This is a genomic window from Streptosporangium sp. NPDC048886, assembly GCF_055586905.1.
In genome coordinates, this window is sequence record NZ_JBVJHH010000004.1 from 206854 (window position 1) to 226418 (window position 19565).

At 70.7% G+C, this 19565-nt stretch carries 20 protein-coding genes; 14 read left to right on the plus strand and 6 right to left on the minus strand.

Features of this window, described 5'->3' with window-relative positions; translation table 11 throughout:
- Positions 1-28: 28 nt before the first annotated feature.
- The 7 genes from ACZ6R6_RS06685 to ACZ6R6_RS06715 all read left to right on the plus strand — a co-directional run bounded on the left by ACZ6R6_RS06685 (position 29) and on the right by ACZ6R6_RS06715 (position 6755).
- Positions 29-604 (plus strand): TetR/AcrR family transcriptional regulator, encoded by a 576-nt coding sequence (locus ACZ6R6_RS06685; RefSeq protein ID WP_470090765.1) that lies wholly within the window; start codon positions 29-31, stop codon positions 602-604.
- A 172-nt stretch (positions 605-776) separates the two neighbouring features.
- Complete coding sequence (locus ACZ6R6_RS06690; protein ID WP_470090767.1) at positions 777-1670, plus strand: LysR family transcriptional regulator; 894 nt, start codon at positions 777-779, stop codon at positions 1668-1670.
- Between the two features lie 652 nt (positions 1671-2322).
- Positions 2323-2697 (plus strand): VOC family protein, encoded by a 375-nt coding sequence (locus ACZ6R6_RS06695; protein WP_470090769.1) that lies wholly within the window; start codon positions 2323-2325, stop codon positions 2695-2697.
- Between the two features lie 195 nt (positions 2698-2892).
- A complete protein-coding gene (locus ACZ6R6_RS06700) occupies positions 2893-3300 on the plus strand; it encodes a hypothetical protein (RefSeq protein ID WP_470090771.1) in 408 nt (135 codons plus the stop codon).
- A 60-nt stretch (positions 3301-3360) separates the two neighbouring features.
- A complete protein-coding gene (locus tag ACZ6R6_RS06705; RefSeq protein ID WP_470090772.1) occupies positions 3361-5223 on the plus strand; it encodes a CocE/NonD family hydrolase in 1863 nt (620 codons plus the stop codon).
- Between the two features lie 78 nt (positions 5224-5301).
- Entirely contained in the window at positions 5302-6141 is an 840-nt protein-coding gene (locus ACZ6R6_RS06710; protein WP_470090774.1) for an SDR family oxidoreductase, read from the plus strand.
- Positions 6142-6239: 98 nt separating this feature from the next.
- Positions 6240-6755 carry an IS110 family transposase gene (locus ACZ6R6_RS06715; RefSeq protein WP_470090775.1) on the plus strand — a complete coding sequence of 172 codons (516 nt, stop codon included), beginning with the start codon at positions 6240-6242 and terminating at the stop codon, positions 6753-6755.
- 38 nt (positions 6756-6793) lie between these two features.
- Here the strand turns inward: ACZ6R6_RS06715 and ACZ6R6_RS06720 are convergent, their stop codons facing one another.
- Both ACZ6R6_RS06720 and ACZ6R6_RS06725 read right to left on the minus strand, forming a co-directional pair.
- Positions 6794-8566 (minus strand): ABC transporter ATP-binding protein, encoded by a 1773-nt coding sequence (locus ACZ6R6_RS06720; RefSeq protein ID WP_470090777.1) that lies wholly within the window; start codon positions 8564-8566, stop codon positions 6794-6796.
- 70 nt (positions 8567-8636) lie between these two features.
- Positions 8637-10418, minus strand: coding sequence for an ABC transporter ATP-binding protein (locus ACZ6R6_RS06725; protein WP_470090778.1), 1782 nt, complete (start codon positions 10416-10418; stop codon positions 8637-8639).
- Between the two features lie 188 nt (positions 10419-10606).
- Here ACZ6R6_RS06725 and ACZ6R6_RS06730 point away from each other — a divergent pair, with 188 nt between their 5' ends.
- The 7 genes from ACZ6R6_RS06730 to ACZ6R6_RS06760 all read left to right on the plus strand — a co-directional run bounded on the left by ACZ6R6_RS06730 (position 10607) and on the right by ACZ6R6_RS06760 (position 16947).
- Positions 10607-11239, plus strand: coding sequence for a TIGR03085 family metal-binding protein (locus tag ACZ6R6_RS06730; protein WP_470090780.1), 633 nt, complete (start codon positions 10607-10609; stop codon positions 11237-11239).
- Positions 11240-11794: 555 nt separating this feature from the next.
- Entirely contained in the window at positions 11795-11956 is a 162-nt protein-coding gene (locus tag ACZ6R6_RS06735) for a hypothetical protein (RefSeq protein WP_306857830.1), read from the plus strand.
- A gap of 158 nt (positions 11957-12114) precedes the next feature.
- The gene (locus tag ACZ6R6_RS06740) at positions 12115-13524 is read left to right on the plus strand and encodes a glutamine synthetase family protein (protein ID WP_470090781.1); all 1410 of its coding nucleotides are present in this window, start codon (positions 12115-12117) and stop codon (positions 13522-13524) included.
- A 97-nt stretch (positions 13525-13621) separates the two neighbouring features.
- Complete coding sequence (locus ACZ6R6_RS06745; protein ID WP_470090782.1) at positions 13622-14623, plus strand: hypothetical protein; 1002 nt, start codon at positions 13622-13624, stop codon at positions 14621-14623.
- Positions 14624-14823: 200 nt separating this feature from the next.
- Complete coding sequence (locus ACZ6R6_RS06750; protein ID WP_470090784.1) at positions 14824-15543, plus strand: VOC family protein; 720 nt, start codon at positions 14824-14826, stop codon at positions 15541-15543.
- 271 nt (positions 15544-15814) lie between these two features.
- Positions 15815-16270 (plus strand): nuclear transport factor 2 family protein, encoded by a 456-nt coding sequence (locus tag ACZ6R6_RS06755; RefSeq protein ID WP_470090785.1) that lies wholly within the window; start codon positions 15815-15817, stop codon positions 16268-16270.
- 8 nt (positions 16271-16278) lie between these two features.
- The gene (locus ACZ6R6_RS06760) at positions 16279-16947 is read left to right on the plus strand and encodes an SDR family NAD(P)-dependent oxidoreductase (RefSeq protein WP_470090786.1); all 669 of its coding nucleotides are present in this window, start codon (positions 16279-16281) and stop codon (positions 16945-16947) included.
- A gap of 137 nt (positions 16948-17084) precedes the next feature.
- On the opposite strand, the gene ACZ6R6_RS06765 is transcribed toward ACZ6R6_RS06760, so the two are convergent.
- From ACZ6R6_RS06765 to priA, 4 genes are all read right to left on the minus strand, one after another.
- Complete coding sequence (locus tag ACZ6R6_RS06765; protein ID WP_470090788.1) at positions 17085-17483, minus strand: cupredoxin domain-containing protein; 399 nt, start codon at positions 17481-17483, stop codon at positions 17085-17087.
- 155 nt (positions 17484-17638) lie between these two features.
- Positions 17639-18409, minus strand: a complete 771-nt coding sequence (gene hisF / locus ACZ6R6_RS06770) for an imidazole glycerol phosphate synthase subunit HisF (protein WP_470090790.1) — start codon at positions 18407-18409, stop codon at positions 17639-17641.
- Between the two features lie 13 nt (positions 18410-18422).
- Entirely contained in the window at positions 18423-18815 is a 393-nt protein-coding gene (locus ACZ6R6_RS06775; RefSeq protein WP_470090792.1) for a RidA family protein, read from the minus strand.
- Between the two features lie 25 nt (positions 18816-18840).
- On the minus strand, positions 18841-19563 hold the full coding sequence (gene priA, locus ACZ6R6_RS06780) for a bifunctional 1-(5-phosphoribosyl)-5-((5-phosphoribosylamino)methylideneamino)imidazole-4-carboxamide isomerase/phosphoribosylanthranilate isomerase PriA (RefSeq protein WP_306857815.1): 723 nt from the start codon (positions 19561-19563) through the stop codon (positions 18841-18843).
- Positions 19564-19565 lie beyond the last annotated feature (2 nt).

Genomic DNA, 19565 nt, shown 5'->3' on the forward strand with positions numbered 1-19565 from the left:
ATGTCCAACATCCAACAAGGGGGAGCAAATGGGTCGCAGATCACAGGCGCAGGCGCAGCAGAACCGCGAGCGTGTCGTCGACACGGCGTCCCGGCTCTTCCGCGAACAGGGCACCGAGGTCAGCGTCGCCGACCTGATGAAAGCGGCCGGGCTGACCCACGGCGGGTTCTACAAGCAGTTCGCCTCCAAGGAGGCACTCATCGGCGAGGCGACCGCGCACGCCTTCGACGAAAACGCCCGCCTGCGCGCCACCGCACTCGAACGGCACGCCGGGGACCACGAGGCCGCCCAGCGGGCGTTCATCGACGCCTACCTCTCAACCGGGCACCGCGACAACGCCGCGGACGGCTGCCCTGTCGCCGGGCTTGCCGTCGACATCGCCCGCGGTCACGGCGACACCGAGGCTCGCCGCGTCTTCACCGAGCAGGTCGGCGACACCGCCGCCTGGCTCGCCACCGAAGACCAGGACGGCATCGCCCGGCTGTGCACCATGGTCGGCGCCCTCGTCCTCGCCCGCGCCACCACAGGCAGCCCGCTGTCCGAGGACATCCTCGCCGCCGCGCGCGCGGCATCGGCCGGCACCAGCAACCGGTTCGCCCCGTAGGCGGCCACCCCGCGGGTGGGTCGCCGAGGCAGTTTGCGATACCACACCTATTTGTGCTCGTGGTGCGAATGTCCTGATTTGTGCGTTTCGAGAATCCAGTACGGTGAACACCCGGAAAAACGACGAATCCTGAAAGATCACCTTCAGTGGGAGTAGACGGGGCAGGCCAGGCGTGGAACTGCGCGACATCGAGATCTTCCTGACCCTGGCCGAGGAACTGCACTTCGGTCGCACCGCCGCCCGACTGCACGTATCACCCGCCCGTATCTCCCAGGCGATCCAGAAGCAGGAGCGGCAGATCGGCGCGCCGTTGTTCGAGCGCAACAGCCACACCGTACGGCTGTCGCCGGTCGGGCGGCAGCTGCACGACGACCTCCGGCCTCTTTACGCCGGGCTGAAGGACAGCATGGAACGCGCCCAGCTCGCCGGCCAGGGCATCACCGGCGTCCTGCGCGTCGGCATGCTGCCCGCCAACGCCTACGACCTACGCCCTTACTGGGACGCCTTCCGCCTGCGGCACCCGCAGTGGAAGCTACGCGTCCAGAAAATCCAGTTCAGCGACGCCTTCGCCACGCTGCGCCGCGGGGACATCGACGTCCTGATCGCCTGGCTGCCCATCGACGAGCCCGACCTCACCGTGGGACCGGTCCTGTTCGCCGACCCCCGGGTGCTGGCCGTCTCCACCGGCCACGAGCTCACCCGCCGCACGTCGGTCTCCCTGGAGATCGCCGCCGACTTCCAGCACCCGCAGTCCGACACCCGGCCCGACTACTGGTACGACGCCGCCATTCCGCGCGAGACCTGCCGCGGCCGCACGATCGAGCGTGGCCCGCTGGTGCAGGACACCGAAGGCGCCATCACCCTGGCCAGCATGGCCGAGATCGTCGTGCTCTTCCCCGCCCACATGACCCGCTACTGGATACGGCCGGACATCACCTACCTGCCGGTCACCGACATGGGGCCGCTGCCGTACGCGCTGGTGTGGCGCAGCGAGACGGAGAACGAGCCCATCCGCGCCCTGGCCGAGGTCGCCCGCGACCTCGGCCCCCTCGCGCAACAGAGCTGATCGCCGAACAACACGGTGAACCCGGAAGCGTCAGGCGGTCCGGACGCCATCAGGTGCAGCGCCGCCTTGGGTAGAACCGCGGCCCATTTCAGCTGATCACCGGCAGAGGTGACCGGTGCGAGCACCCGGGCACTCATGTGGCCGGCGCCGGTGCCCACGGTCGCCTCGACCAGGCAGCCGGCGCGCAGGATCGCCTCCTGGATGATGTCGATCAGCGCAGTTGTACGGCCAGCCCCAAGCCTGCTTCCGGTCCCCAACGCGGCGCGTCCAAGAGCGCGTGCTCGCGCGACGTCAGCGTGCGTGCTTGATCAACCCCTCACGCCCGATGTCCTGGAACGACCGAAGTCGCTCCGACTGCTTATCCGGCAGAAACCTTATCCAGATCAACCACTCCAAGCGCTACAGATCACCTAGGCCGTGACGAACCGTAGCGGAGATGATCAATAAGAAGCACGGAAGGCGAGAAGCCACAGGTCAGACGTAAATCTGTTGGATTTTCACCGTTTGCTACGAGAACCCCGTTAAGTCTGCGGTTAACGCGGCGTTGCGGGATCCCGCATTGCCGACGGCGAGCCGTACCGGCAGTCTTGATCCAGGACGAATCAGCACATGAGAGGGAAAACGTGGCATACAACCACATACGAGCATATTCATGAATATTGTCACCTCCACAGTTGTCTTCACCATCGACGACCTGCCGAGGTCCCGCCACTTCTTCACCACCCACCTCGGTTTCCGCGAGGTGCTCGACACGCCGGATCTCGTCTGGCTGAACCGCGATGACGCGGCCGTCGACATCATGCTGCACCAGCGTGACCTCGAGCGGCCGCCCGAGCGGATCGCCCAGCCGATGGTGGCGTTCGCCGTCACCGACCTGGTCAGAGAGTCCGCGCGCCTGAGCGCCGAGGGCGCGCCCGTCACCACGCGGCTGTGGCGCAGCCCGTGGGGCGAGCGGCTCATACGTCTGACCGACCCCAACGGCATCGTCGTCGAGCTGACCGAATGGATCCCGCCGAGCGGCACCTGATCCACTCCACCGGCTCTGCCGGGAGCACACGCCGCTGCTGCGGCCGAGCAACGGCCCGTCCCCATCGCACCGCGCACCGATAGGCGCGCCGGATGATGTCAGCGGCCGCGTCAGAGCGGCGACGGTACCGCATCAGGGCGGCCAGCGATCGTCAACCTACCGAACTTCGCAACCGATCCCCGGGAGCTCACCACCATGTCCCTCACCCTCACCACCCAGGACAAGCTCACCCTCCGCACCGCCGCCTACGGCGCCGTCACGCTGCTGGCGTCCGCCGACGCCGCCGGCTCGCCGCACAAGGCCGCCACCGCCGGCTCCCTGGCCCTGTACAGCGCGACCGGGCCGGTCGGGCACGTACTCGCCGAGAAGAAGCCGGGCGTCCACCTGGAGGGCAAGACGGTGGCCGCGATGGCCGACCACGTGCTGCCCGCCCTGACCGCCTCCATGACCCTGCTCACCCAGCAGGACCCGGCCGTGGCCGGGGACTTCCGCCACACCGTCCTGGTCGCCGTCGACGCCGCGGCCCGCTCCCACCGGGGCGAGCCCAGCCCGACCGCGGCCGAGATGACCCGCAAGATCACCACAGCTCTCGACGCCGTCTGACGAGCCGGTCGCCCAGCGCGACCACAGCCGGCCGGCTACGAACAACAACCAGGGATGTCCATGTCTGTTCCCCCATGGCGAGCCTCGCTCGCCGCACTCCCCCTCGCGGCCGTGACCGCGGTCGCAGGGGCTCCCGCTGCTTCCGCGACCGCGGAGCCGGGGATCACGGTCTCCGGCGGAGTCACCCAGCCCGTCTTCTCCTACACCGATGCCATCCGCGAGCACGTCCGGGTGCAGTCGCCGCTCGACAGTGACGGCGACGGCAAGAAGGACCTGGTCCGGGTGGACATCATCCGGCCGAAGGAGTCCGGCTCCGGGCTCAAGGTCCCAGTGATCATGCACCAGAGCCCGTACTTCGACAACCCCGGCGTCGGCTTCCAGCTAGATCACAAGAAATACGACGCGAACGGCAATCTGACGAAGTTTCCGCTGTTCTATGACAACTACTTCGTGCCCCGCGGCTACGCGTTCGTGTCGGTCGACATGGTCGGCACCCGGCTGTCGGAGGGCTGCCCGACCGGAGGCGGGCCGTCCGACGTGCTGGGCGGCAGAGCGGTCGTCGACTGGCTGAACGGCCGCGCATCCGCCTACGACGACGACGGCGACCCGGTGAAGGCCACGTGGACCACCGGGCGCACCGGCATGATCGGTCACTCCTATGAGGGCGCGTTGGCCATCGGGGTGGCGGGCACCGGGGTGGCCGGGCTGGAAACGATCGTGCCGCTCGCCGCGCCGAGCAGTTGGTACGACATGTGGCGAGCGAACGGCACCCTCACGGACTTCAAGGGCGGGCAGGCGTGGCTGGCCAAGCGGGTCGACGCCGATCCGCCCGAGAAGTGCGCGGCGGTGCACCAGCGGATGACCACCGGATCGGACGACGCCACCGGCGACTACAACGCCTACTGGGACGAGCTCGATTACCGGGACGGGCCGATCTCGAGCGCGCGCAACGTGCGCGCCAGCGTCTTCCCGGTGGTGGGCATGCACGACCGCAACGTGATGGGCGACCAGTTCTCCAAGTGGTGGGCCGCGCTGCCCCGCCGCGTCGAGCGCAAGGTGTGGGTCACGCAGTACGGGCACCTGGACCCGTTCTGGGCCCGCCGCGACGCGTGGGTCGACACCCTGCACAAGTGGTTCGACCACGAGCTGATGGGCGTGGCCAACGACATCATGCGCCGGCCCCGCGCCGACGTGCAGCTCGGCCCGGACCGCTGGATCACCCAGGCCGACTGGCCGGCGCCGGCGCGTACGGTGACCCTGAGGCCGCGGCAGGACGGCTCGCTGGTCCGCGGCCCCTCCAAGGGCGCGGGCAGCTTCCTCGACACCAAGCAGACCGAGCTCGCGATGGCCGAGAGCCCCGCCACCGTCAACCCGGACCGGCTGGCCTACCTGACGCCGCCGCTGAAGAAGGCGGTGCGGTTGTCCGGGACGCCGAAGGTGAGCCTCAAGGTCAAGATCGACAAGCCCGCCGCCAACCTGGGCGTCCTGCTCGTCGACTACGGCACCGACACCCGCATCCACGGCGTCGACCCCGCCCAGGGGCAAGGCCTCAAGCTCATCGACGGACACGACTGCGTCGGCAAGGGCACGGCCGACGACGACGGCTGTTACCTCAGGGCCGGGGACAACACGATCACCTCCGGCTTCCAGGTGGTCTCCCGCGGCATCATCGACGCGCAGAACCGCAGGTCGCTGAGCCGTCCGGCACCTTTGGCCCCGGGCCGGCCGTACCAGATCACCTGGGAGATGTTGCCGCAGGACTACGAGTTCAAGGCGGGGCACCGGCTGGGTCTGGTGCTGACCGGAACCAACGCCGACCTGGATCAGGCCGTCCTCGGCGAGGGCGAAACCGCCACCGGGGCCAGGGTTACCGTCGACCTGGCCGGCACCTCGATCGCGCTGCCGCTGGTGATCTCCGGCTGACAGCGAGCCGGGTTTCCCTTCACTCATGCAGGACAAGGCGGTCCGTCTTGTCTCCTACTAGTTCAGGAGTATCCGCATATGCAAACCACCTGGTTCATCACCGGTGCCAGCCGCGGTCTGGGCCGCGCCTACGCCGAGGCCGCGCTGGAGCGCGGTGACCAGGTCGTCGCCGTCTCTCGAAGCGTCGTGCGCGGCGACTTCGACGACGCCCACGGCGACCGCGTGCTGCCCTTGGCGGTCGACGTGACCGACCGGGACGCCGTGTTCGCCGCGGTATCCACCGCGGTCGAGCGCTTCGGACGCCTCGACGTCGTGGTGAACAACGCCGGGACCATGTCCTCGGGCATGGTGGAGGAGTTCACCGAGGCCGAAGCCCGCGCCCAGCTGGAGGTCAACTTCTTCGGCGCGCTGTGGGTCAGCCAGGCGGCCCTGGGACGGATGCGCGAGCAGGGGGCCGGGCACATCGTCCAGATTTCCAGCATCGGTGGCCTGGGAGGCTTCCCGAGCACGGGGTTGTACAGCGCGAGCAAGTTCGCGCTGGAGGGCATGAGTGAGGCGCTGGCGATGGAGGCGGCGGCCTTCGGGGTCAAGGTCACCATCGTCCAGCCGGGCGGCTACTGGACCGATCTGTACACCAGCATGACCTCGACCGCTCCTGCGGAGCCGTACGACCCGCTCCGTGCCGAGCTGGCCAAGCAGTGGGCCGAGGGGTCGATCGACAGTGATCCGAGGTTGGCCGCCAAGGCGATGCTGAAGCTGGTCGACAGCCCGGAGCCGCCGCTGCGGTTGCTGCTCGGGAGCATGGTGTACGACCTGGCCTTTGACATCTCGCGCCGGCGGATGGCGGAGTGGGCGGGCTGGGAGGAGGTCAGCCGGGCCGCCGAGCACGCCATACCCGCTCCCGGGAGCGCCGGCTGACCTTGATAAGGAGCGGGGCCTCCGCTCCCCGCGACGTCCCCTGGTCCGTAAGCGGATGCTTGGGGTGTCACGCGTCCTCACGACGAGGGAGGCCCCTGATGAGGACAGACTACGACGGCATCCAGTACGTGGGAATGGACCCGCATCGCCACCGCAGCGTGCTGGTGTCCATGACCGCCGACGGCGAGCGCCTGTGGACCGAGAAGATCGACAACAGTCCGGCGGCGCTTCGCCAGACGCTCGCCCAGGCGGGCCCCGAGCCGAAGGTCGTGCTGGAGGCGGCCCACGGCTGGTACTGGGCCGCCGACACCCTCCAGACGGCCGGCGCCGAGGTCCACCTGGCCCACCCGCTGGGCGTCAAGGCCTTCACCTGCCGCCGGGTCGAAATCGACGTCGAAGCCATCCGCCGCGACCCCGCCACCAGGGGATTCACCGTCCCACCTCGGCGCTGGGCCGTCGAGCGCACCCTGGGCCGGCTGATGTTCCACCGCCGCCTGACGCGTGACCACGAAGCCCTGCCAGCCCGCTCCGAAGCCATGATCCACATCGCCATGATCGACCTCATGACCCGCCGCCTCACCCGCGAATCCACCCCAACCTGGCGAAACACCTGAAAGCCAAGCCAGACGGAACTCGCGGGATCAAACACCCACTAGGAGCGGGCCGCCGAGACCCAGGAGGCGTGCAGGTCGGCGTAGACGCCGGGCTCCTCGACGAGCTCGGCGTGCGGGCCCCGCTGCACGATCCGGCCCCGGTCGAAGACGAGCACCTCGTCGGCGGCCTCGGCGGTGGACAGCCGGTGGGCGATGGAGATGGCGGTACGGCCCCGGGTGACGCCCTCCAGCGCGCGGGCCAGCCGTACTTCCGTCGCCGGGTCCACCGCGGAGGTGGCCTCGTCCAGCAGGAGCAGATCGGGGTCGGCCAGGTAGGCGCGGGCCAGCGCCACGAGCTGGCGCTCGCCGGCCGACAGCGACTCCCCGCGCTGGCCGACCTGGGTGGACAGGCCCGCGGGCAGGCCCTCCAACCAGTCGGCGAGCCCCAGCTCGGTCATGGCCAGCCGGATCTCCGCCTCGGTCGCCGACGGGCGGCCGAAGCGGATGTTGTCCTCCAGGGTGCCGTCGAACAGGAAGCCGTCCTGCGGCACCATGACGATCCGCTCGCGCAGCGAGGAGAACCGGACCGTGCGCAGGTCCTCACCGTCCACGGTGACCCGGCCGGAGACGGGGTCCATCAGCCGGGTAAGGAGCTTGGCGAAGGTCGTCTTGCCCGAGCCCGTCTCGCCCACCACCGCGATCCGCGAGCGCGGCGGGATGTCCACCGACACCTCCCGGAGCACCGGGGCCCCGCCGGGGTAGGCGAAGCCGACCTCCTCGAAGGAGACCGAGATGGGGCCGCGCGGCAGCTCGACGCCATCCGGGCCGGGGTCGGCGACGTCGGGCGGGGTGTCGAGGACGCCCAGGACGCGCCGCCAGCCGGCGACCGCGTTCTGCGCCTCGTTGAGCACCTCGGTGGCGATCTGCAGGGGCGAGACGAACAGCGTGATCAGGAACAGGAAGGCGATCAGGCGGCCGGCGGTGATCTCGCCTCCGATGCCCAGCCGCACGCCGAGCAGCACCACCCCGGCGATGGCCACCGACGCGACGATCTCGGTCAGCGGGAACACCGTCGCGACGATCCGTTGCGTGCGGGCCTGCGCGGCCCGGTTGGCGTCGATCGCGCTGTCCAGCCGCCCCGCCGTACGGGACTCCGACCCGTGGGCCCGGATCACCGCCGCGCCCACGACCGACTCGCTGACGGCGGCGAGCATGTCGCCGGTGCGCTCGCGGACCAGCGTGTAGGCGCCCGACAGCCAGCGCTGGAAACGTGGCAGCACGACGATGAGCGGCAGGAAGCAGAGCCAGACCAGCAGGGCGAGCTGCCAGGAGTAGACGAACATCAGCACGGTGGCGACCAGGAGCTGCCCCAGGGCGATGATGATCATCAGTCCGCCCCACTGCATGAACACGCTGATCTGGTCCACGTCGCCGGTGACCCGGGAGACCAGGGCGCCGCGCCGCTCGGAGTTCTGGGTGAGCACCGACAGATCGTGCACGTGCCGGAAACCGCGCACCCGCAGCCCGGCGAGGGAGGTCTCGGTGGCCTTGTAGAGGCGGACGTTCATCAGATACGCGCACAGCGCGGTGAGCACCACGGCCGCGGCGCACAGCAGCACGGCGGTGCGGATGTAGGGCAGGTCCGGGACCGTCCCCTTGAGTCCCCGGTCGATGGTCTGCTGGACGGCGATCGGCACGATCACCTTGCCCAGCGTGGCCAGCACGGCCAGCGCGAGCGTCCCGGCCAGTCCTTTACGGAACTCCGGCGTGAGCGACAGCCCGTGCCGGACGGTGGCCAGCGCCGACCGTTCGATCCCCTGCAGCGAGCTCACGCGCGCACCTCGCCCAGCGGCCCGCCGCCCCGGGGGCCCTGCGGACCGCTGTGTCGACCGACTAGCTCGCTCACGCGCTGACCTCTTCCTCTTCCTCTGCCCCGAGCGCCTCGCGCTCGGCCTCTTCGCGTTCGTAGGCGGTGACCAGGTTGCGGTAGCCCTCGCAGCGGGCGAGCAGCAGGTCGTGGGGTCCCCGGTCGACGACGCTGCCGTGCTCCAGGTAGACGACCTCGTCGGCCAGGGCGATGGTGGCCATCCGGTAGGCCACGACCACCACGGTCGAGGCCTGGGCCGCGTCCCGCAGGCCGTACAGGATCTTGGCCTCGACCTGCGGGTCCACGCTGGAGGTGGCGTCGTCCAGGATGAGCAGCCGGGGGCGGCGGACCAGCGCGCGGGCCAGGGCCAGGCGCTGCCGCTGGCCGCCGGACAGGGTGGTGCCGCGCTCGCCGACCTTGGTGTCGAGCCCGGAGGGGAGGGCGCTGACGAAGCCGTCGGCCTGGGCCAGGCGCAGCGCCGCCCAGACGTCCTCGTCGCCCACCGGCAGGCCGAGGGTGACGTTGCCGCGCACGGTGTCGTCGAACAGGAACGTCTGCTGGGGCACCAGCGCCACCGTGTCGCTGACCCCGCCCCGGGCGACCTCGCGCAGGTCCACCCCGTCCACGGACACGGCCCCCGCCGCCGGGTCGACCAGCCGGACGAAGGTCTGGGTGAGCGTGGACTTGCCGGAGCCGGTGGGCCCGACCAGCGCGACCGTACGGCCCGGCTCGGCGGTGAGGCTCACCCCGCGCAGGACCGGGAAGTCGTCGTAGGCGTAGTCGAGGTCGCGCACCTCCAGCCTGGCCGGGGACGCGCCGGACAGCGTGGCGGTGCCGTAGTCCATCGAGCCCGTCGCGGCGAGCACGGCCTGGACCCGCTCGTAGCCGACGACCGCGCGGGGCAGCTCGGCGAGCACCCAGCCGAGCGCGCGGATCGGGAAGGCCAGCAGGGTGAACAGGTAGGCGACCTGGACCAGGACGCCCGAGGCGATCGCGCCGCTCTCCAGCCGCGCCGCGCCGACCAGCAGCACGGCGAGCACGCCCAGGGTGGGCAGGGCCTCCAGCATCGGGTCGAACAGGCCGCGGATGCGGCCGACGGCGACGTTGGCGTCGCGCAGCTCCTGGGCCTTGGCCTGGAACCTGAGGGTCTCCTCGTCCTCGCGGCCGAGGGTCTTGACGACGAGGGCGCCGTCGAAGCTCTCGTGCGCGATCTCGCTGACCTCCGCGCGCAGCTGCTGGGCCCGGGTGGCCAGCGGGCTGAGCTTGCGCTGGTAGACGAGGTTCAGGACGGCGATCGCCGGGAAGATCAGGAAGCCGACCAGGGCCAGGACGGGATCGGTCAGCACCAGCGCGACCGCCGCGGTGACCAGCATGACGACCACGCCGACCGCCATCGGCAGCGGCGCGAGCGGCGCCCAGGCGGCCTCGGCGTCGGAGCTGGCGTTGGACAGCAGCTGGCCGGTCGGGTGCCGGTGGTGCCAGGCCAGGGGGAGCCTGAGGTACTGCCGGGTGACCTCCCGGCGCGACCGTGCCTGCATCCGGTACTGCATGACTCCGGCGAAGAAGCGCCGCCCGGCCACGCCCAGCGCCTTGAGCAGCGCCACGCCGAGGATCAGCAGCGTCCCGGCGACGAGCGCGCCGGTGGTCACCTCCCCCTTCTCGAACGCGGGCAGCACGAGGTGCTCGGTGGCCCAGCCGAGCGCCCACGCCGATCCGACCGTCATGACGCCGTACAGCCCGCTGGACAGGGTGGCGGCGGCGAAGACCGCCTTCTCGGCCCGGATGGCCACCCCGAGCACGCGGAGTCCCTTACGCATGACGGCGGAAGTCACCTTGCTCGCCACTCGGGGGGTGTCCTTTCAGAGAGGAACATTGCTACTTAAGTCACTATCACGCTGGATCATGTCCTTATTCCCCCAAGCCCCTCCTCGGAGTGTCGTTTCCCGCCCCGATCCGCTGTGATAGGCCTCGATTATCCGGACAGCAACGTTGTTAGGATCATCAGATGACTCACGCCCGCGCCGAACGCCTCGCGCTCAGCGACCTGTTCGTCCAGCTCGGCCCGGACGCTCCCACGCTCTGCGAGGGCTGGACCACCTTCGACCTCGCCGCCCACCTCGTCCTGCGCGAGCGCCGCCCCGACGCCGCCGGCGGCATCGCGCTCCGGCCGCTGGCCCGCTACACCGCCTCGGTGCAGGAGTCCCTGAAGGCCAGGCACGGCTACGCGGGCCTCGTCGAGCTGGTCCGCTCCGGCCCGGCCGGGATCTACGGCCTGGTGCCCGGCATGGACCAGGCGGTCAACACCCTGGAGTTCTTCGTCCATCACGAGGACGTACGGCGCGCACAGCGGGTCTGGGAGCCGCGCGAGCTCCCGGCCGACCTGGAGGAGACCTTCTGGAAGCGGATCCGCACCGGACGGCGCCTGTTCCTGCGCAGGTCACCGGTGGGCGTCGTGCTGCACCGCATCGGCGGCGGCGTCGCCCTCGGCGGCGCCAAGAACTCGCCCAGGGTCGAGGTGACCGGCCCGGCGAGCGAGCTGCTGCTGTTCTGCTTCGGCCGCCAGTCCCACGCACGGGCCGAGGTCACCGGCCCCGACGAGGCCGTGGCCCGGCTGATGGACGCCCCGCTGGGCGTCTGAGGCGTCCGGCGCGGCCGGGGTCAGCGCGCCCTCCTGGGCGCCTGACCGGCGGCGCGGCCGGCGGGCGGGCGGGATCAGGGCAGCGTGGGCGGGTCTGGTCATATAGGGCCCCTCGGATCGTTTTGATCTCTTGTTCCGAGCCGTCGGAGATCCGGACGCCCCCTTTGCCAAGAACCCTTAGCTTTCTGGGGGAAGGCCGCCGGAGCCTCCCGGACCGGCCGTCCACCCGGCCCCGTGCCCCCTCCCGCGCAGGCCGTCCCCGGCGGGGCGGCGACTCCGACAGTGCGGCGATCGTCCGGGGCGCCGGCCCCGGCAGGGCGATGACCTGGCCGCCTCCCTAGCCCCGGCGGTACATCTGGCAGTAGGGGTTGGACAGGAGCCCGCATCCCCCGCACGATGGCGTGGGGGGACTCATGCCAATCCGCGGTCTGGCCATGGATCGCCCCGGCCGGACAGGTATGATCATCAAAATCCGGGAGCCACCCGGGCCGAAGATGCCAAAGATCCTTAAAATCCGGGTATATAAGGCTGGGACTGGAACTGCAGGAGGCCCCCATGCAGGTCAAGAAGGTCGCTACCTACGTAGCGGTGGCGTTCGTGGCCTTTTATCTGTTCACCAAACCCGCGGAGGCGGCGAACGCGGTGAACGGAGTCTTCGACGGGATCGTGAGGGGAGCGGACCAACTGGCCCTGTTCTTCACACGTGTGTTGAGCTGACCGCCGGCGGGGCCGGCCCCCGCCCATGACCTTTTGCCGTTCTCTCACCCGGCGCTCCCGTCCGATCCACGCGGGAGCGCGGGACCACCGCATCCCCGTGACGCCGAGCCCCGCGCGATGTGCTTCCACTGTCCCCGAGGACGTGTTACGCAGAGAGCATGGGAGATCGTCACAACGTCACCGGGGTTCATCGGCTCGACCCGGCGGGTCTTCGCGTCGTCGAACACGCCGAGACGGAGCACGTGGAGCTGGTCCGTTTCCTCTACGCCGACCACGGCGGGGTGATCCGGGGCAAGGCCACCTCGCGCTCCCGGCTGGCCGAACGGCTCGTCTCCGGCATCGGGCACACCGTGGCGATGATGGCGATGAACATGCTCGACCAACTCCAGGAGGTCGAGCATCTCGGCCCGGTCGGTGAGGTGCGTCTCGTCCCCGACCCGGCCACCTTCGTCACCCTCCCCTACGCCCCCGGCGCCGCGGCCATGCTGTCGGACCTGCGCCAGATCGACGGCTCCCCCTGGGCCGCCTGTCCCCGCACCTTCCTGCGCGAGGCGATCGCCGCCCTGGCCGACGAGGGCCATGTCGCCGTCGCCGCCTACGAGCCCGAGTTCACCCTCGGCCGCCGGGTGCCCGGCCCCGACGGGGGGCGGGACCGGCTGGTCCCGGTCGACGACAGCCTCTGCTACGCCACCACCGGCTTCGACCAGGCCCACGACTACACGATGCGCCTGGTCCACGCCCTGGAGACGCAGGGGCTGCGGGTCGAGCACTACCACCCCGAGCTCGGCCACGGCCAGCAGGAGCTGTCCATCCGTCACGCCTCCGCCATGCGGGCCGCCGACAACCAGATGATCTACCGTGAGACCGTCCGCGGCGTCGCCTCCCGCATGTCGCTGTGGGCCTCCCTCGCCCCCAAGCCGCTGGCCGACCAGGCCGGCAACGGCGCCCACCTCCATCTGTCCCTGTGGGACCCCGCGCTGCGGGTCAACGCCTTCGGCGACGCCTCCGACCGCTACGGCCTGTCGGCCACGGCCTACTGCTTCATCGGCGGCCTGATCGCCCATCTCCCGGCGCTCACCGCGCTGACCTGCGGGTCGGTGAACAGCTTCCGGCGGCTGGCGCCGAGGATGTGGTCGAGCGCCTACGCCTGCTACGGCATGGACAACCGGGAGGCGGCGGTGCGGATCTGCTCCCCGGTGGGAGAGGACGCCGAGGCGTCGGCCAACCTGGAGATCAAGCCCTCCGACTCCTCGGCGAACCCCTACCTGTCGCTCGGCGCCGTCATCCACGCGGGCCTGGACGGCATCCGCCGCGGGCTCGACCCCGGCGAGGCCGTCAACGTCGATCCCGCCACCCTCACCGAGAGCCGGCTGGCCGCCCTGGGCGTGCGCCGCCTGCCCGCGACCCTGGACGAGGCCCTGGGCGCCCTGGAGGCCGACGACGTCCTCATGGACGCCCTCGGCCCCCTCCGCTCCTCCGCCTACCTGGCCGTCAAACGCTCCGAGGCCCGGGCCTTCGCCGCCGAGGACGTCTCCTACGAGCTGTTCCACCACTTCCGCGTCTTCTAGGACCCCGGCCGGCGCCGGGGCGGCGAGCTGGGAGCCACCTGGGCGGATGGGGTCCTGATCGGTTGTAGCGGCCGGTGACCTCCTCTAGGGTCACACCATGAAGGTCGGGAAAGCGCGGGCGGTGGCGGCGCGCTGGGTGGCGGGCCACCAGGTCCCCGGTTTCGCCGGCGCCTACGTCAGCGGCTCGGCCGCCTGGCTCCCGGCCGAGGCGGAGCTTCCGACCTCCTCCGACGTAGATCTGGTCATCATGGTGGACGGCGAGGTCCCGCCCAAGCTGGGCAAGTTCCGGCATGAGGGCGTGCTGCTCGAGGTCGGCTACGCGCCGTTGCAGCCCGCGGAGACCGTACTGGCCTCGCCGGCTCTGGCACCCGGGTTGAGCAGAGGCGTCCTCCTGGCCGACCCGGACGGATCGCTGGCCGCACTGCAGACCGCCGTGGCAAGGGAGTTCGCCCGCCCGCATTGGGTCCGCACCCGATGCGCGGCGCTGGAAGACCGCATCGCCAGCCTGGACCGGCTCGATGTCAGCCGACCGCTCGCCGAGCGGGTCCTCTCCTGGGCGTTCCCGGCGAGCCTGCCCACGCTGGTGATCCTCACGGCCGCCCGCGCCAACCCAACTGTCCGCCGCCGCTACGTGGCGGCCCGAGAGGTCCTCATGAGGTGCGGCGGAGCCGACTTCCACGAGGAACTGCTCGACTGGCTCGGGTGCGCCCACTTCTCCAGGTCCCAGGTCGCCGCGCACCTGCGGCGGCTGAGCGACGTCTACGACCGCGTGCCGTACGACCCGGCACGGCCGTACGGGACCGATCTCACCCCCGAGGCCCGGCAGATCTCCATCGACGGCACCCGCGACCTCATCGAGCGGGGCCTGCACCGGGAGGCGACCTGGTGGATAGTGGTCACCTTCGCGCGGTGTCTGACATTCGACCCCTACGGCACCGCCGCCCTGCAAGAATTGCTTGATGATCTGGGCGTCGGCACGCCGGCGGCGATGCGGCAGAAGGCCAGGACGGTGGTGGCCGGCCTTCCTGGGCTCCGGCAGGTGTCCGAGGCGCTCATAGCCGCACACGATGCCCCGGAAACCACGGACGGACACACGTGATCTTGGTTCTTCACATTTCATGACCGCCACCTGCACCGTGCCACTGCTCCGCAGTAACCGCGGAAAATCCACCGGACATACCCCTGGACTGCTCTGATGGAGGACACCGCAGGGGTGGCGTGCCGGTCGTGCGGTTCCTCGCGGTCCGTCCACGTGGGCATAAGATCGGCGGCATGACGTTGCGGCTTGTTCAGATTGCGATGAATGCTCAGGATGACTCCGTGGTCGGCCGGTTCTGGGCGGAGGCGCTCGGCTGGGGTGTCTCCAGCGAGGGACCCGGCGTGACCAACCTCGAACCCGTGGGCTTCACCTATCCCGACCCCGTCGCCGTCTGTATCGACGTCCTTCGCGTCCCGGAACCCAAAACGGTGAAGAACCGGGTGCACGTCGACCTCGCCACCACCTCCGCGGCCCATCAGGCGGACCTGGTCGCGCGCCTCCAGGATCTCGGCGCGACGCCCGCCGACGTGGGCCAGGGCGACGTCCCGTGGACGGTCCTCGCCGACCCGGAGGGCAACGAGTTCTGCGTGCTGGAGCCTCGGGAGATCCACCGGGGCACCGGGCCGATCGCCACGGTGGTGGTCGACTGCGCGGACCCGCGGGCCATGGCCCGGTTCTGGGACGAGGCGCTGGACTGGACCCTGCACGAGGTCACCGACGATCATGCGCTGCTGCGCTCCGCCAAGGGCGTCGGTCCGTATCTCGAGTTCCTCCGCACGCCCGACGCGAAGACCGTGAAGACCGTGAAGAACCGCATCCATCTCGACCTCCGGCCGTACCCCGGTGACGATCACGCGGCGGAGGTGGCCCGGCTGAAGGCCCTCGGCGCGACGCCCGCCGACGTGGGCCAGGGCGACGTCCCGTGGACGGTTCTGGCCGACCCGGAGGGCAACGAGTTCTGCGTCCTCACCCCGGCCTGACGCGGAGCCTCCCCCGCCTGTGTGCCGGACAGCGGCAAGCCGCCTGCCAGATGCTCGATCTCCAGGCGCTGAAAGAGTCATGAACAGTTACGAGACAGCCAGTACTTCAAGTTGAGCTCCTCCGCGAGGACCGAGAAGTATCGCGGGTCACGCAGGTGGATGCCCATAACGGACGGTTATCACAGCGGATATTGGACACGCCAGATATCGGGGCAGCATGATCCTCATGCCCGGTGGGAGCACCGGTGACCGATTATCCGAGGAGTGAATCATGAGCCGCGTCGAGGACCGCCTGGCGATCATCGAGGTCTGTACCCGGATGGGATGGCACGCCGACCAACGCGAGTGGGACCGGCTGAAGACGATCTTCTCTGACACGGTGACGCTGGACTACACCAGTCTCAACGGCGGCGAGCCCGCGACGCTCACCCCCGAGCAGATCGTCGGCGCCTGGTCGGTGGTGCTGGGCGGCTTCGACGCCACCCAGCATCTGATCACCAACCATCTGGTGGCCGTGGACGGCGACACCGCGGTCTGCACCGCGTCCTTCCAGGCCACCCACCGCCTGGCGAACCCTTTCGGGTCACCCTTGTGGACGCTGGGCGGCACCTACCGCTTCGACCTGGTCCGCGCCGACGGTGACTGGCGGATCAGCGGTGTGGTGATGACCGCCACCTGGGCCGACGGCAACAAGGACCTGATGGCCCTGGCCGCGGGCACATCGTGATCGTGCTGGTGACCGGTGCGAACCGGGGCATCGGGCGGGAGGTCTGCCGGCAGCTCGCCGCCCTCGGCCACACCGTGCTGCTCACCGCCCGATCGGCGGAGGCGGCCACCGCCGCGGCCGCGGAGCTCGGACCGGAGGTGCATCCCGTGCGGCTCGACGTCACCTCCGAGGACGACGCCGTACGGGTGGCCGGAGAGGTCGCCGAACGGTTCGGACGGCTGGACGTGCTGGTCAACAACGCCGCCATCACCTACGACACCTGGCAGCGCGCCTCGACCGCGGACCTGGACGTCGTACGGCAGGCGGCCGAGACCAACCTGTACGGCCCGTGGCGGCTGACCCAGGCGCTGCTGCCGCTGCTGCGCGAGAGCGCCCATCCCCGGATCGTCAACGTCTCCAGCGAGGCCGCGTCGCTGACCAACATGGGCGGCGGCACCCCCGCCTACACCTCGTCCAAGGTCACCCTCAACGCCCTGACCCGGATGCTCGCCGCCGAACTGCGCTCCGACCGGATCCTGGTCAACGCCGTCTGCCCGGGATGGGTCGCCACCGACATGGGCGGGCCCGGCGGCCGCCCCGTCCCCGAGGGCGCCGCGAGCGTCGTGTGGGCCGCCACCCTGCCCGACGGCGGCCCCACCGGCGGTTTCTTCCGCGACGGTCGCCCGCTCCCCTGGTGAGCGCCGCTCCACGGAGGAGAATTTAATGATCTTGGTAATGGGCGGCACGGGGAATGTGGGCGCCGAGCCGGTCCGCGCGGCCCGTGGACCGGGTCGTCCACACCCGCGAGCTCAAGTGAGGCCGCCCCGCGGGTCCGCTACTTCACTCTGATCGTCGTCATCATCCCCCGCGCGCGGTGGTCGCCCACCGGGCACCACAGCTGGTAGTCACCCTTGCGCAGCCCGACCTTGAGCTCCGTCGTCCTCCCGGCCGGGATGACGTCGGAGGTCGCGTCGACCCCGGGCCCCCTGATCGACAGGCCGTGCGGAGCGGCCCCCACGTTCTCCAGTTCGAACGTGTAGGTCCCCGGCCTGAAGTCCTCGGTCGAGAGCTTCAGCGAGAACTCCGACGCGGTCACCTTCACAGAGGTGTCGGCCGCCCGGGCCTGCGGCGCCACCGCGGCGGCCGTGCCACCGCAGAGCGCCAGCGTCAGCGCGGCGGCGGCGATCCCCGCCACCGGGCGGGGCGTGCCCCTGGAACGGATCGCAGCGAACATGATCGCCATCCCTTCACCGTGTCGTCGATGTCAGCCATGGCAGATGCCCTATCCGTATTCCCGGGCGCGCGCAACGCCAGGCCCACGGGATCCTCAACGGTGTGCAGACTGTCCGCCACGGCGGCTCCGACGCCCGGCCCCGGACGCCGCGCCCGTCAGCGGACGGGGTGACCCGCCGCGCGCAGCGTGTCCTTGACCTCGCCGATCTTGAGCTGGCCGAAGTGGAACACCGACGCGGCCAGGACCGCGTCCGCCCCCGCCTCGACGGCCGGGGGGAAGTCCTCCAGCGCCCCGGCGCCGCCGCTGGCGATCACCGGGACCGACACCACGGCCCGGACGGCGCGGATCATCTCCAGGTCGTAGCCGTGCCGGGTGCCGTCACCGTCCATGGAGTTGAGCAGGATCTCCCCCGCGCCCAGCTCCTCGCCACGGCGGGCCCACTCGACCGCGTCGATGCCGGTGCCGCGGCGGCCGCCGTGGGTGGTCACCTCGTAGCCGGAGGGGGTCGGCGGGCCGTCGACCACCCGGCGGGCGTCCACCGACAGCACGATGCACTGCGCGCCGTAGCGCTGCGACGCCTCGGTCAGCAGCTCCGGCCGGGCGATCGCGGCGGTGTTCAGGCCCACCTTGTCCGCCCCCGCGCGCAGCAGCAGGTTGACGTCCTCGACCGAGCGCACTCCCCCGCCCACGGTCAGCGGGATGAACACCTGCTCGGCCGTCCGGCGGACCATGTCGTAGGTCGTCGACCGGTCGGAGCTGGAGGCCGTGATGTCGAGGAACGTCAGCTCGTCGGCCCCCTCCGCGTCGTAGCGGCGGGCCAGCTCGACCGGGTCGCCGGCGTCACGGAGGTTCTCGAAGTTGACACCCTTGACGACCCGCCCGGCGTCCACGTCCAGGCAGGGGATCACTCTTACCGCGACACTCATCTTCTACAGCTCCTCATTCACGGTAGGCCTCGAGCTCGGCCTCGACAAGCATGCGCGGGTCGATCAGGCCCGCCACCCGGACCCCGGTGCAGGTGGGGCGGACCTCGCCGAACAGCTCGGCGTGCGCGCGGCCCACCTCGTCGTAATGCTCGTCGTCGACCACGAAGTAACGGACCCGGACCACGTCGTGGCGGGACAGGCCGGCCTTCTCGATGGCGTCCAGCGCGACGCCGAAGGCGGTCAGCGACTGCCGGTAGGCGTCGCCGACGTGCTGGACCTCGCCTCCGACAGTGGCGGTGCACCCCGAGACGATCACCCATGGCCCCGCCACCACGGCGCGGGCGTAGCCGTAGCGCTCCTCCCAGACGCCACCGCTGAACACCCGGGTGCCCGAGCGGTGGCTCACCGCGTCTCCTCTCACCGGCCGCAACCTACGAGCTCACCGCGGCCAGGGCCTCTTCGAGGGTGAAGGCCTGCGCGTAGAGGGCCTTGCCGACGATCGCGCCCTCGACCCCGATCGGGACCAGCTCCGCCAGGGCGCGCAGGTCGTCGAGGGAGGACACACCGCCGCTGGCGACCACCGGCCGGTCGGTGCGGGCGCAGACCTCACGGAGCAGGTCGAGGTTGGGGCCGCGCAGCGTGCCGTCCTTGGTGACGTCGGTGACGACGTAACGGGAGCAGCCGTCGGCCTCCAGGCGCTCCAGCACCTCCCACAGGTCGCCGCCCTCCTTCGTCCAGCCGCGGGCGGCGAGGGTGGTGCCGCGGACGTCGAGGCCGATCGCGACCCGGTCGCCATACTCAGCGATGATCTTGGAGCACCAGGCGGGGTTCTCCAGGGCGGCGGTGCCGATGTTCACCCGGCGGCAGCCGGTGGCCAGCGCGGCCTCCAGGGAGGCGTCGTCGCGGATACCGCCGGACATCTCCACCTTGACGTCGAGGGCCTCCACGACGGAGGCCAGCAGCTCACGGTTGGAGCCGCGGCCGAAGGCGGCGTCGAGGTCGACCAGATGGATCCACTCGGCGCCGGCCTCCTGCCAGGCGAGCGCCGCGGACAGGGGGTCGCCGTAGGAGGTCTCGGTGCCGGCCGCCCCCTGGACCAGGCGGACCGCCTGGCCGTCGGCGACGTCCACGGCGGGCAGCAACTCTAGCGACATCT

Bases quoted from the DNA above. Each gene is read 5' to 3' on its own strand.
- ACZ6R6_RS06745 (WP_470090782.1), top strand. From the start codon at position 13,622: ATGAAGGTCGGGAAAGCGCGGGCGGTGGCGGCGCGCTGGGTGGCGGGC.
- ACZ6R6_RS06765 (WP_470090788.1), bottom strand. From the start codon at position 17,483: ATGTTCGCTGCGATCCGTTCCAGGGGCACGCCCCGCCCGGTGGCGGGG.
- ACZ6R6_RS06740 (WP_470090781.1), top strand. From the start codon at position 12,115: ATGGGAGATCGTCACAACGTCACCGGGGTTCATCGGCTCGACCCGGCG.
- ACZ6R6_RS06685 (WP_470090765.1), top strand. From the start codon at position 29: ATGGGTCGCAGATCACAGGCGCAGGCGCAGCAGAACCGCGAGCGTGTC.
- hisF (WP_470090790.1), bottom strand. From the start codon at position 18,409: ATGAGTGTCGCGGTAAGAGTGATCCCCTGCCTGGACGTGGACGCCGGG.
- ACZ6R6_RS06700 (WP_470090771.1), top strand. From the start codon at position 2,893: ATGTCCCTCACCCTCACCACCCAGGACAAGCTCACCCTCCGCACCGCC.
- priA (WP_306857815.1), bottom strand. From the start codon at position 19,563: ATGTCGCTAGAGTTGCTGCCCGCCGTGGACGTCGCCGACGGCCAGGCG.
- ACZ6R6_RS06730 (WP_470090780.1), top strand. From the start codon at position 10,607: ATGACTCACGCCCGCGCCGAACGCCTCGCGCTCAGCGACCTGTTCGTC.
- ACZ6R6_RS06755 (WP_470090785.1), top strand. From the start codon at position 15,815: ATGAGCCGCGTCGAGGACCGCCTGGCGATCATCGAGGTCTGTACCCGG.
- ACZ6R6_RS06715 (WP_470090775.1), top strand. From the start codon at position 6,240: ATGAGGACAGACTACGACGGCATCCAGTACGTGGGAATGGACCCGCAT.
- ACZ6R6_RS06705 (WP_470090772.1), top strand. From the start codon at position 3,361: ATGTCTGTTCCCCCATGGCGAGCCTCGCTCGCCGCACTCCCCCTCGCG.
- ACZ6R6_RS06695 (WP_470090769.1), top strand. From the start codon at position 2,323: ATGAATATTGTCACCTCCACAGTTGTCTTCACCATCGACGACCTGCCG.
- ACZ6R6_RS06710 (WP_470090774.1), top strand. From the start codon at position 5,302: ATGCAAACCACCTGGTTCATCACCGGTGCCAGCCGCGGTCTGGGCCGC.
- ACZ6R6_RS06750 (WP_470090784.1), top strand. From the start codon at position 14,824: ATGAATGCTCAGGATGACTCCGTGGTCGGCCGGTTCTGGGCGGAGGCG.
- ACZ6R6_RS06725 (WP_470090778.1), bottom strand. From the start codon at position 10,418: ATGCGTAAGGGACTCCGCGTGCTCGGGGTGGCCATCCGGGCCGAGAAG.
- ACZ6R6_RS06735 (WP_306857830.1), top strand. From the start codon at position 11,795: ATGCAGGTCAAGAAGGTCGCTACCTACGTAGCGGTGGCGTTCGTGGCC.